General features: G+C 35.2%; 10 protein-coding genes and 1 riboswitch. Of the genes, 9 read left to right on the forward strand and 1 reads right to left on the reverse strand.

Features of this window, described 5'->3' with window-relative positions; genetic code table 11:
• Positions 1-277 precede the first annotated feature (277 nt).
• The 8 genes from AB671_RS07295 (at position 278) to AB671_RS07330 (ending at position 8,063) form a co-directional block, all read left to right on the forward strand.
• Complete coding sequence (locus AB671_RS07295; RefSeq protein ID WP_066676218.1) at positions 278-634, forward strand: response regulator; 357 nt, start codon at positions 278-280, stop codon at positions 632-634.
• Positions 635-834: 200 nt separating this feature from the next.
• Positions 835-927: riboswitch (TPP riboswitch) on the forward strand.
• 61 nt (positions 928-988) lie between these two features.
• Positions 989-1,786 carry a hydroxyethylthiazole kinase gene (gene thiM, locus AB671_RS07300; protein ID WP_066676216.1) on the forward strand — a complete coding sequence of 266 codons (798 nt, stop codon included), beginning with the start codon at positions 989-991 and terminating at the stop codon, positions 1,784-1,786.
• Positions 1,783-2,421: a thiamine phosphate synthase gene (gene thiE / locus AB671_RS07305; RefSeq protein ID WP_066676211.1), complete on the forward strand. Its 639-nt coding sequence runs from the start codon at positions 1,783-1,785 to the stop codon at positions 2,419-2,421. The genes thiM and thiE overlap by 4 nt, the downstream gene beginning before the upstream one ends.
• A complete protein-coding gene (thiD, locus tag AB671_RS07310; RefSeq protein WP_066676210.1) occupies positions 2,418-3,251 on the forward strand; it encodes a bifunctional hydroxymethylpyrimidine kinase/phosphomethylpyrimidine kinase in 834 nt (277 codons plus the stop codon). Before thiE ends, thiD begins: the two co-directional genes overlap by 4 nt.
• Positions 3,238-3,888: a thiaminase II gene (tenA, locus tag AB671_RS07315; RefSeq protein WP_066676209.1), complete on the forward strand. Its 651-nt coding sequence runs from the start codon at positions 3,238-3,240 to the stop codon at positions 3,886-3,888. The genes thiD and tenA overlap by 14 nt, the downstream gene beginning before the upstream one ends.
• A 356-nt stretch (positions 3,889-4,244) precedes the next feature.
• Positions 4,245-5,363, forward strand: coding sequence for a helix-turn-helix domain-containing protein (locus AB671_RS07320; RefSeq protein WP_066676208.1), 1,119 nt, complete (start codon positions 4,245-4,247; stop codon positions 5,361-5,363).
• A 153-nt stretch (positions 5,364-5,516) separates the two neighbouring features.
• A complete protein-coding gene (locus tag AB671_RS07325) occupies positions 5,517-6,575 on the forward strand; it encodes a serine hydrolase domain-containing protein (protein ID WP_066676207.1) in 1,059 nt (352 codons plus the stop codon).
• A 30-nt stretch (positions 6,576-6,605) separates the two neighbouring features.
• A complete protein-coding gene (locus AB671_RS07330) occupies positions 6,606-8,063 on the forward strand; it encodes a serine hydrolase domain-containing protein (protein WP_066676206.1) in 1,458 nt (485 codons plus the stop codon).
• 97 nt (positions 8,064-8,160) lie between these two features.
• Here the strand turns inward: AB671_RS07330 and AB671_RS07335 are convergent, their stop codons facing one another.
• On the reverse strand, positions 8,161-9,738 hold the full coding sequence (locus AB671_RS07335) for a GMC oxidoreductase (RefSeq protein ID WP_066676202.1): 1,578 nt from the start codon (positions 9,736-9,738) through the stop codon (positions 8,161-8,163).
• Positions 9,739-10,078: 340 nt separating this feature from the next.
• Here AB671_RS07335 and AB671_RS07340 point away from each other — a divergent pair.
• The coding region (locus AB671_RS07340; RefSeq protein ID WP_185114069.1) for a fibronectin type III domain-containing protein at positions 10,079-12,947 on the forward strand (2,869 nt) is incomplete at its 3' end.

Below are 12,947 nucleotides of genomic sequence, written 5' to 3' on the forward strand. Positions count from 1 at the left end.
GCAGTTACCTGCCCAAATATCAAACGATAAAAACATCAAAAAATACCCGCTGTAAAAGTCTTTAAAGCTGAAAAACATCTTAAACTAAGAAAAAAACAGATAAGCGTAGACAAGTAATTCCCTACTTCTATAGTATACTCATTAAACCAAAAACCAGCGGTCTAAAATCAAAAAAAACATTTTACATTATTTAATTATTAATAATACAGATTCAGATTTTTGATACAATTTTTGCACGCAATACCAATATTGGCTTTGTTTTTGCCAAGCAAGATGTATGAAAACAATTTTTATCGTAGAAGATGAGACGGGCATCAGAGATGCATTGCAACTACTCCTGTCATTCGAAAATTATGATGTACGTTCATTTGCCAACGTTGAAGCCTTCAGCAATAGAGATCAATCGGTTGTTCCGGATGTTTTTATATTAGATGTACGACTTCCTGATGGCTCAGGTACTGATTTATGCAATCAAATAAAAGAAAACGAAGCTACTTCAAAGATCCCGGTAATGATTATCAGTGCTCATGCAAAAGCCGAAAATGTGATCAATTCTTGCAATGCGGATGAATTTATTTCTAAACCCTTCGATATCGATGATGTATTAGGGAAAATCGAAAAACTAACGGCTTAATATTTTATCAATTATTATAAATAAAAGCACTCTGAAACATCTGTTTTAGGGTGTTTTGTTTTTAAAAAAGGGAAATTCAACAGTTAAAAAAAATGTGAAATTTTCATTTATCGCTTGTTTTGCTAACTTTTGTATAACTTAATTTCATCATAAGATCTTTTGTCGCTTTTGCGGTTTTAAAAAAAAATTCAATACTTTTGTGTACGCTTTAGGGGTATTCTGAAAAGAATTGAGAGAGTCCCTTTGAACCTGATACGGCTTACACCGACGTAGGGAAAAGCAATATGTCATCTTCTTAAATGATGACTGTTGTTCCGGATTTATCCTAAAGCTTTTATTGATAAAAATAGTAGAATGGAAAATAATCTGTGGAATAACATCATACAAATACGAAACACTTCTCCCCTAGTTCACAATATCACCAATTATGTAGTAATGAACAATACCGCAAATGCAGTTTTGGCAATTGGCGCATCTCCTATAATGGCTCATGCAAAGTCTGAAGTGGAAGAAATGGTGAATATTTCTCACTCATTGGTCATCAATATTGGTACAATCGATGAATATTGGGGAGAATCAATTCTTTTGGCTGCAAAAAAAGCAAATGAATTAAACAAGCCCTGGATATTAGATCCTGTTGGAGCCGGAGCAACATCTTATCGTGATTCGGTTTTAACCAAGCTTCTTTCTTTGAACCCAACGGTGATTAGAGGGAATGCTTCTGAGATTATTGCTCTTTCAAAATCCAGTAATACGATTACAAAAGGAGTCGACAGTACTGCAAAAAGTAATGAAGCGATAGAAGCTGCTAAGATATTGACTCAAAACCACAAATCATTAGTTTGTATTTCAGGAGAAACTGATATTATTATTAGTGAAAATCAAGAGATTCATTTAAAAAATGGTCATCCGATGATGACAAAAGTCACCGGATTAGGTTGTACAGCAACTGCACTGATTGGTTCTTTCATTGGAGTTATTGAAAATAAAACTGAAGCGGTTGTCTCTGCAATGAGTTTACTCGGTATTGCTGGAGAAATAGCTGCAAAACAAAGCGCAGGTCCGGGAAGTTTACAGCTCAATATTACTGATAAGCTGTATAATATTACAGAAGATGAGTTTTATGATCATTTAAAAATGCTAAAACAATGATTTTAAGACCATCATTTCCTTATTCATTGTATTTAGTCATTTCCGAAAAAGATTGTTTAGGAAAAGATATTCTTGAAGTTGCAGAAAGATCGATTCTAGGTGGTGTTGATATTATTCAGTTGCGTGAAAAAAATACCTCAACAGAAGACTTTCTTCGCAAAGCATTCGCATTAAAAGAGATCACCGATAAATATAATATTCCACTTATCATTAATGACCATTTTGAGGTTGCTGAAAAAGTTGGTTCGGCAGGAATTCATGTCGGGAATAATGATAAAGCTCCGTCAAGTCTCAGAAATGAATTGTTCTTTAAAGATAAAATGATTGGATATTCTATTGAATATCTCAGTCAGCTGGAAAATGTAAACACAGAATTGTCAGATTATCTGGGGATCAGTCCGATATTTAACACCAACACCAAAAGAGATACAGTGACTGAATGGGGACTGGAAGGTTTATCAAAAATAAAATCTCTTACAGACAAACCACTCGTTGCCATCGGAAATATCAACTCCTCAAATGCAGCCTCCATTATAAAAGCCGGAGCAGATGCATTAGCTGTTGTATCTGCCATTTGTGCTGCCAAAGATCCTGAAAAAGCAGCCTACGAAATTAAAAATGAAATAGTAAAATGAAAAAATATACTTATCCTACCGTTCTTACGATCGCAGGTTTTGACGGCAGTGGCGGCGCAGGAATACAGGCTGATATCAAAACATTTTCAGCTTTGGGATGTTATGCAACATCGGTACTTACTGCACTTCCGGTTCAAAATACAATGGGTGTCAGAAAAATATACCCCATTCCGATGGAAGCTGTAGCAGAGCAGATAGAAGCTGTACTCGACGATATTTTTCCGGATGCCATTAAAATTGGAATGGTTCATACGTCTCAATTGGTCGAAACTATTGTAAAAACGTTAAGTAAATATCCAAAAATCCCCATCGTATTTGACCCTGTTATGGTTGCCACAAGCGGACATCGCTTGATCGAAGAAGAAACCATTCAAACCATTGTTGAACAATTATTTCCTATCGCAGAAATTATCACCCCGAATATGGATGAAGCTTCTATATTGGCAAAAATGGAGGTTAAAACGTTAGAAGATATGAAAATTGCGGGTGAAAAGATCTTAAAATCAGGCTGTAAAAATATTCTTCTCAAAGGTGGACATCAGGAATTGCAAACTGTTACTTCATTATTGTTTGAAGAAAACGGTAAACGATCTAGTTTTGAAACCATAAAATTTGCAACAAATAACACCCACGGATCCGGCTGTACGCTTTCTTCGGCAATTGCTGCTTTTATTGCACGAGGCGAAGATTTATTTAATTCGGTTGAATTGGCACAACAATATGTTTTTGAAGCTATTAAAAACGGAAAAGATGTTGTCGTCGGAAAAGGAAATGGTCCTCTTAATCACTTTTTTGATCCTCATAAAATAATTAAAAATGAATTGGTCTGAATTAACCTGGAAACAAACTGAAAAGCGCTATCAAGCTATTCTTACCATGCCTTTTGTTTCTCAATTGGCAGATGGAAGTCTTCCGAAAGAAAAATTTCAGTTTTACATGGCTCAGGATTCTTTATATCTCGAGCATTTCGGAAGAGCATTGGCGCTGATTGCAGCAAGAGCGCATGATATTAGTAATACCTTGCAATATCTAAAATATGCAGAAACAGCAATTATTGTAGAAAACGCTCTTCATGAATCGTATTTTAAAGATTTTGGCTTAAAAGATAAAGGTACAATGCAGCCTGTCTGTCATCATTATGTACACTTTCTTAAAAGTACAGCTGCCCTAGATTCCGTAGAAATAGCGATGGCGGCAGTATTGCCATGTTTTTGGATTTATAAAAAAGTAGGAGACCACATTTACAATACCATACAATCTGAAAATAATCCTTACCAAAAATGGATTGAAACGTATGGCGGTGAAGAGTTTGCAGATGCCGTACAACAAGCTATTGCAATCTGTGATGAGGTAGCCGCTTCTACAACTCCTGCGATTAGAGAAAAAATGACAGAAGCATTTCTAACCTCATCCCGAATGGAATATTATTTCTGGGAAGCTGCTTATGACAATAAAACCTGGATTTAAATAAAGGGATAAAGATGTCTGCATTAAATCTGAAAAAGCGGCTTATTGATTTTTAAAGTATTTTTATTTACCGCAAAAGCATCAAAAGAAATGATTGAAAAAATAGAAATTCAAAAGCTTGCAAAACTAAGCATGATTAACATCTATTTTGTAAACTTTTGATTGTCTAAAAACAGCCTATCATCTTTTGATGCTTTTGCGGTTTAAATTATTAAGTATTAAAAAAACAAATAATTCATACCATTTGGACTCAGGTTTTATTATTCATAAAATTTTGGAAATATGAGTGTGGTATCTCTTGGCAATTCATTTATATTTACAGCACAAAAAACTATAATTTAAAAGAGATCTGGTGAATGGATAATTTCTTAAATATTGTAACGGGCATCTCGCTGTTCATTTCACTTTTTTTGGCATTTTTTATGCTCGCTGTTAAAACAAAGCACAAAACCAGCAATCGTCTTTTTGCTTTTTTTTTAATTATTTCTGCTGTTGATATTAGCGAACCATTTATTAGCCTAATTTCAGATGGTCCTTCAAATTTGGGAATGTTGAGAACAACCTTGGCTTTTTTGCAGATTCCCACTTTTTACCTTTATGTTTTATCGGTTTGTTATTCCGATTTTAAGCTGAAACCAAAATATCTCATTCATTTACTGCCATTTTTAGTTTCAAATATTGCTCTTATTCCCCGATTTTATAGTGTAGATGTTGCTTCAAAGCTCGATTTCATCGTCAATCGCCAAAATATGATAGAGTTGCAGTTGACTCATTGGTTGTTTCATCTTCAGGTTCTGATATATTTTACGGCAATTTTTCTATTGTTGAGAAGAGCAAAAAAACTTTATCTGGAAAATAATTCAGGCGGAAATCTTAATTCTTATCAATGGTTGTTTCAGCTTACCAGCGTTTTGACGGCTCTTTATCTGATTGTTATTTTCAAAAATATTTTCAAATTTTCTGATTATCCTTACATTTCGGATTGGATTAAGATAGCAATTCTCTTGTCGCAACCTTTTATCACTTGTTGGTATCTGTATAAAGCACTCAATAATCCTGGACTTTTCAGAAATATTGATTCAAAAATGAAGCTAGTTTCCGATTTTCCTTTGGAAGAAAAAACAATAGAGCCGGAAACATTAAATGAAGATTTATTAAAGCTTAAAAATTACATGACTGATGAAAAGCCTTTTCTTAATCCGGACTTAAAGATTCAGGATATTTCAAAAGAAATCAATGTTCCCGTTCGCGAATTATCTGTTTTAATTAATCATCAATTAGGGCAGCATTTTTATGATTTCGTCAATACGTACCGAATTGAAAATGCCATGGAAATTCTAAAAGATTCATCAAAATCGAAGGTTACCATTCTCGAAATTTTGTATGAAGTTGGTTTTAATTCCAAATCTTCTTTCAATACAGCTTTTAAAAAACAAACCGGAAATACTCCGACAGCCTATCGTAAAGCAGTGTAAAACAACCGTTTGTAATTACTCGTACTTTCTAATTTATTACTCATACCAATTTTTTTATCGAAATAAGGCCGAATACATTTATTCGGTCGTATAAGATTCTGCTCTTCCACATCTTTGTATCGAAATATTTATCAAACCTTAAATAACGATACAATGAAAATATCATTCACTTTCTTAGCTGTAGCATTATTAATCTGCAACTTTACTTTTGGACAGGATTTCACAAAAAAAATCGATTCAATTATTAAAGACAATTATCAAAAAAATCCTGACGTTGGTATCAGCGTTGGATTTATTAATAACAACAAAGAATTCTACACATCGTATGGCAAACTGAGTAAAGAAAGTACAACGAATATTGATAAAAATTCGATTTTCGAAATCGCTTCTATTACTAAATTATTAACTGGAAATATGATTGCGCAAGCGGCAGTTGAAAAGAAACTGAAACTGGATGATTATATCGACAGTTACCTGCCAAAACAATATGTTCTACAGAAAAATCTTCAGAATAAAATTAAAATTTCAGACTTGGCATCACATCAATCGGGATTACCTGACATTGATTTCCAAAAATTAATAGAAGTCAATTCGCAACAACCGGTAAACAGCGTTACAGTGCAATCATTAGCAACGATGATCAATAACTGCACAGACCTTATTGATTATGGAAGTTTTCGATATTCCACCGTCAATTTTACGCTACTTGGACAGATTTTAGAGAAAGTATATGGCAAAAGTTATGACGAGATTATTCGCGAAAAAATATTGAAGCCTACAAAAATGAACCAAACTTTAACAAAAGATTTCAAGGTGAAAAACATCACAACAGGCTATAATCCCGATGGTGGAGCTCAAGAGTTTTTCTTATGGAATGTTACTGCACCGGCAGGATTGGTAAAGTCTAACACTTCTGATATGGTTAAATATATGAAAGTCCTTTTAAACAGCGGAAATCAAATATCAGATGCCGCATTAATTGCAGAAAAAGTTTATTATAAAGATGCTAAACGAGAAATGGGATTGGGATTCAACATCAATACAAAAGACGGAGACACCATTTATCTAAAATCCGGAGATTCTATGGGACAATCATCAATTATCTGTTACAATAGAGCCAAAAACTGGGGAATTATCATTCTTTTAAATAAAAGAGATTCGAAAATGAGACAGAATCTGTTGAACGTGATCTATGAAAATATCTTGAAATAAATTTTTATCTAAACCTTAAATAACAATACAATGAAAACAATATTGAACATCAGTTTCTTCTTATTATTAATGGCAAGCTTCCAGGTTTTTGCTCAGAAAAAAGACTATAAATTTCTTACCGACAGTTTGAAAATTGAAGAACAGTTAGGAAAATATAAACTTCCGGGATTTAGCGTAGTTGTTTTTGAAAATTATAAAATTGTTTACACCAAACAATTTGGTCAGAAGTCAGCAAATTCTCCTGAAAAGATAGATGAAAATACGGCGTTTTCTACGGCTTCTATTTCCAAACCGATCACTGCACTTCTTTGTTTTATTTTGGAAGAAAAAGGTTTAATTAATCTAAATGAACCGATTGACAAATCTCTAAAGAGATGGCACTTGCCAAAAAGTAAATTCACGGAAAACAAAGCTCCGACCTGGAAACAGTTTCTAAATCATACTGCAGGAACTACCCAAAGCGGTTTTGAAGACCATTACGAAGGTGAAAAAATCCCTACATTGGAAGAAAGTCTTTTGGGAAAAATCCCGAGATATGATAAAGAAATTGAATTCACCTTTGAGCCGGGAACCGATTGGCAATACAGCGGTGGTGGCTATACAATCATTCAAATGGCATTGGAAGATACTTTCAACAAACCGATTGCAGAGCTTGCAAAAGAATACATCTTTTCTCCGCTTGGATTAAAAAACACAACAATGATTCAACCTAATGAAAAAGGATTTCTAACGAATGTTGCATCAGTTCATGACAAAGACGGAAAAGTAATAAAAACAGGTCTGCCAATTACACCACAAGTTGGAGCATCAGGATTATGGTCTACCCCAACTGATTTAGCTAAAATTGCTATCGAAATGCAAAATGCTTTGCGTAATAAAAACAACAAAGTAATTTCTCACAATGTAGCCAAAAAAGTAACGGCAGTAACGGCTTTAAAAAACGCAGTTGGCGGATGGAGCTACGGATGGCAAAAATCTTTTGGATACAATAATTATGATTGGTTTACTTGTAATGGTTCAAATACAGGAGTTGGCGGAACCGTTATGGGAACAATGAAAGACGGAAATGGTTTTGCATTTCTTGCCAATGGAGAAAAACCAAATCGTTTTCCTGTGATGGGAGCAACACAAAAAACAATCTTATCTGTAATGAATTGGGAAGGAAAAACAATGAATGAAAAAACTCAGGAAATCCCTGCAAGTCTAAAAAAGCAACTTATCGGAACGTATGATGATTTTCTTTTCGCACAAGGAATGGAAACCAAAATAGTAGAAAAAAACAACCGTCTTTATGTAGAGTCAGAACTTTTAGACCATTTTAAAGGAAAAAATGATAATGAACTGGTTTATCTAAAAAATGGATTGTTTAGAATGACAGATTATCCTAACCTATTAAAATTTGATTTTAAAGATGGAAAAGCAAATTTTGTTACTCTAAAAAGAGATGATTTGACTACCACAGTTTCAATGGCTGCTAAAACAAACTAATATTTTAAGAGAAATAAAAAAGCGGATGTTTACAATGATAAACATCCGCTTTTAGTTATAAATATTTTCTAAATATCGAAACGATAATTAAATCTTATCAATAATCTTCGGAAATAATATGCTCAATGCAATATTCTGCCAATGCCGTAATCGTTAAAAACGGATTAACACCAATAGTTCCGGGAATTAAAGATCCATCAATGATATAAAGATGCTCAGACCCTAAAAGCCTACCTATTTTATCTGTTGCTTTTCCCAATGCAGCACCGCCCAATGGATGATAACAAATATCGGCTCCGAATCCGTTATTAAAAAGCAAGTGCGCTCTTGTTCCTCCGTTTGCTTTATTCATTGTTTTAATAAAATATTCTGCATTTTTTCTGGCAAGAGCTACGTTATCTGCAGACCATTTTAAATCTATTTTTCTAGAAACAGGATCAAAAAACACAGCACCTTTTTCTGGCACCGGACTGATCATTAAATAAAGTGAGGTAGCCACATCCATTCCCATCGGAAGTGGCGCAATTTCTGTAAAAAACGGATGTTCTTTATCATTCCAATTATCAATTCCTCCAACAGGAATCGTAGAATGATTTACACCAGTTCCACCGGAAAATGTTTTGACAAAATTTCTGCCGGTCATGAAATTTCCATTATTGCCCCAGTTTTGTCCTACTTCAGAATTTAAAGTCAATTTATTATCGTTTGATGATTTTAAAAGTAATTCTAAAGTTCCCATTGTACCAGCGCATAAAAACAGTTTTTTGCAAACGATATTCTTTTTTGCAACTATCTCACCAAGAGTATTTGTCTGGAAAACTTCTAAAATATAAGTATTATCTAAACCTTTTGTAATACTTTCAACTCTATGTAAATCATGAATATGTACTTTGCCTGTTTCTTGGGCTTTTTTAAGATATGTTTTGTCTAAAGATTTTTTACCATAGTTGTTTCCATAAATTACTTCACCTGCAAGAGCCGAACGAGGAACTTTATTTTCGTATTCAGCTTCCATGTATTTAAAATCATAAACATTGGGAACACGCACGGTTTTAAACCCAGCTTTATGAGCTTCTTGCTCACCCACTTTATTGAATTTATAGAAACTGCAGTTTTTGAGAAAATTTTCATCAGCAGAATTCACTTCAAGCTCTTTTTCAGCCAATGGAAAATATTTTCCGTAAAAATCTTCAGTACTCAGTTCTGGAAATATTTCTCTGAAATAATTTTTTTTGGGTAAAACAGCCATTCCTCCGTTGACAAGAGAACCTCCGCCAACTCCTCTTCCCATCCAGATTTTGATATTGCTAAAATCCCATCGATCAAGCGTTCCTGTATATTTTTTGGTGTTGAAAATATTAAAAAATGGGGCTATCGTTTTAGTTCTCAACCAAGCTGCAGATTTTCCGGGACTAATCATTGGAGAAAACTTTTCGCCAGATTTTTCCCAATTAAGCCCCATTTCAAGAATCGTTACCTCATGTCCCGATTCTGCCAAGCGCAGTGCAACAACAGCTCCACCGTAACCGGAACCAATAATAATATTATCAATTTCTAAATTTTCTGTCTCTAATTTAGCTTCAGTGTTTTTTGCAAACAGAACTGATGAAAAGCTTGTGAAATACAAGGCTCCCACTCCTAAAAGCGAATGTCTGAGAAATTCTTTACGGTTCATAAAATGGTCTTTTGATATGCTTATCTTATTTTATTTTCAGTAATTACTTCTTTTTGCAAAATCAAGACCACTCTGAGAAAACAGTTCTTAAAGTTGAATTATTTTAAGGCAAAATTGGGTAATAATCATTTTGCTTTTTCTACAATAAAAATTAGAATAAACTATCCAAAAAAAAACATTTAATTCACTTTTAAGTATTGAAAAACAGAACAACGCCAATAATATTGCCATTTTCACAACATTAGATTCCAAAAAATATCTCATTCATTATATTTATGTAGGTAAATTGAAATTTTAGAAAAAAAAGAACTAATTTTGTTAATAATAAATAATTTAATATATGATTAAAACCTTTACTTCTTTATTACTTCTTTTGTGTTTTGCTAATTTTGGTTTCATACCACTGTTTCAAGCTCAAGCTACAGCTTTACCTTACACTCAAGATTTTAACACGAGCAATGACTTTACCTTGCTAAATGGAACCCAGGTCAATAAATGGGCTTATGGTTCAGCAGCAGGTAATGCGGGAAATTCTATTTACATTTCCAATGATAACGGTACTACAAACAACTATACTAATACGTCTTTGAGCGTTGTACAGGCGTATAGAGACCTTGTAGTTCCAGCAGGTACCACCGCTACTTCACCAGCAACTTTGTCATTTGACTGGAGAGCAATGGGTGAATCGTGCTGTGACTACCTTAGAATCTGGTTAGTACCTACTACTTTTACCCCTACACCGGGAACGCAAATTACAGCAGGTGCAGGTAGAATTCAGTTAGGAGCTAACCTGAATTCACAAACCACCTGGCAAACTTATACCAACACCAACATCAACTTGGCAACGTTTGCAGGAGCTAACGTACGTCTTGTTTTTGAATGGAGAAATGATGGTAGTGTAGGTACTTCGCCTGCAGGTGCTATTGACAACATTAATATGTTGATTCCTACTTGTAGCTCACCAACTGCTTTAGTTGTAAATACTATCACAACAACTAATGCAACTATTTCTTGGACAGGGATTACCCCTGCTCCTGCTAATGGATATCAGTATTATGTTTCTACAAGTTCTACACCTCCTACCAGTACAACACCACCTACGGGTACAAGTACTGGAACGTCTGTTACTTTAACTACCTTATTACCAAATACCACTTATTATTTTTGGGTTCGTGCAGTTTGTAGCGCTACAGATTCTAGTATATGGACTGCAGGCGGAGGGTTTTCAACCACGCAAATTCCAGCTACACTTCCTTACAGCCAAAATTTTTCGACCCTAAATGATTTCGGTTTTGTCAACGGATCACAAACAAACAAATGGTTTTATGGGAATGCTGCAGGGAATACACCTAATTCTATTTACATCTCTGATGACAATGGAGTAACGAATAGCTATAACGTAGCTTCGTCAAGTGTTGTTCAGGCTTACAGAGATATTGCAGTACCAGCGGGAACCACTGCTGCTTCACCTGCGCTTTTATCATTTGATTGGCTTGCAATGGGAGAATCGTGTTGTGATTATTTAAGGATTTGGCTTGTGCCTTCTTCATTTACTCCAACTGCAGGTGCTCAAATTGCTACAGGTGGAGGAAGAATTCAGATAGGAGGAAATCTAAATGCACAAACCGCATGGCAAACCTACCTGAATACCAACGTTAACCTAGCATCTTTCTCAGGAACTACTGTACGTCTTGTTTTTGAGTGGAGAAATGACGGAAGTATAGGTACACCGCCAGCAGGAGCGATTGATAATATAAATCTTCTTATTCCTACCTGTAAATTGCCTACGGCACCTGCTGTAGCTGCAGTAACTTCGGGTACAGCTACCATAAGCTGGACCGCAACTGTACCTGCACCAGCGATAGGATATCAGTATTATTTATCAACCAATCCTACACCTCCAATTGTAACGACACCTCCAACGGGAACAACGACTGCAACATCAGTTCCTTTAACTGGATTGATTCCTAATACAACCTATTATTGGTGGGTAAGAGCAAGATGTAGCACAACAGATGCAAGCATCTGGATTGGTGGACCAAGCTTTACAACGACACAGATTCCTGCGACGATTCCATATGTTCAACCTTTTGCAGCAAATGATTTTGGTTTTGTAAATGGAACTCAGGTCAATAAATGGGTTTACGGAAATGCAGCAGGAAATACACCTAACTCTATTTATGTTTCAAATGACAATGGTGTAACGAATGCGTACACAATTACCTCACTAAGTACAGTGCATGCATACAGAGATATTGCAGTACCAGCAGGAACTACACTTGCAAGTATAGCTTTTGATTGGAAAGCTCAAGGAGAGACAACACTCGATTATTTACGTGTTTGGCTTGTTCCTACTAGTTTTACACCTACAGCAGGAACTCAGATTACGGCAGCTACAGGAAGAATTCAAGTAGGAGGAAATTTCAACCAACAGGCATTGTGGCAATCATATATCAATACCAATGTTAATCTAAGTACTTTTGCAGGGGTAACTATGAGGCTTGTATTCGAATGGAGAAACAATGCTACAGGTGGAACTCAAGAACCAGCTTCTATAGACAATATCGCTATCAGAATCTGTAACAATACTACTCCTGTAGTGACTATAGCTCCAGCTACTATAACTCATAATTCAGCTATTATTTCATGGCCACAACATAATGGAGGTGCTGCCTATAAAATCAGATACAGAGCCGTGGGTTCTACTCAATGGTTACCTGCAACAGGACCATTTGATGTTGCACCAATAGCAGGACCAACACAAACTTTCCCTTTAACAGGACTGTCACCTGTAACAGATTATGAAGTAGAAGTTGCAGCAGTTTGTAATGTTACAAATATTGGAATTTATTCTCATAATGTTTTTACTACTAAATGTGATCCTACTCCTCCAAACGTTACAGTAACTAGCATTACTCCAACATCAGCTTTAGTAACTTGGAGCCCGCTTGCAGCTGGTGCTACCTATGAATTGCGTTGGAAATTGGTAAGCGATCCTGCTACTGCTTGGGAATCACCTCTTCCTCCAGGAGGAACACCACAACCTCCGTTGAACTCTTATACTATTACTGGTTTAAGTTCTTATAAAATTTATGAAGTACAGGTAAGAAATAAATGTATAGGATCTTTAACATTCAACCCTTGGTCTACATCTCAGGTGTTTACTACGGTTAGAGTTTGTGAAATTCCGCCTCCGGGATTAACCATTA

Source organism: Chryseobacterium sp. BGARF1, from assembly GCF_001677955.1.
Classification (GTDB): Bacteria; Bacteroidota; Bacteroidia; order Flavobacteriales; family Weeksellaceae; genus Chryseobacterium.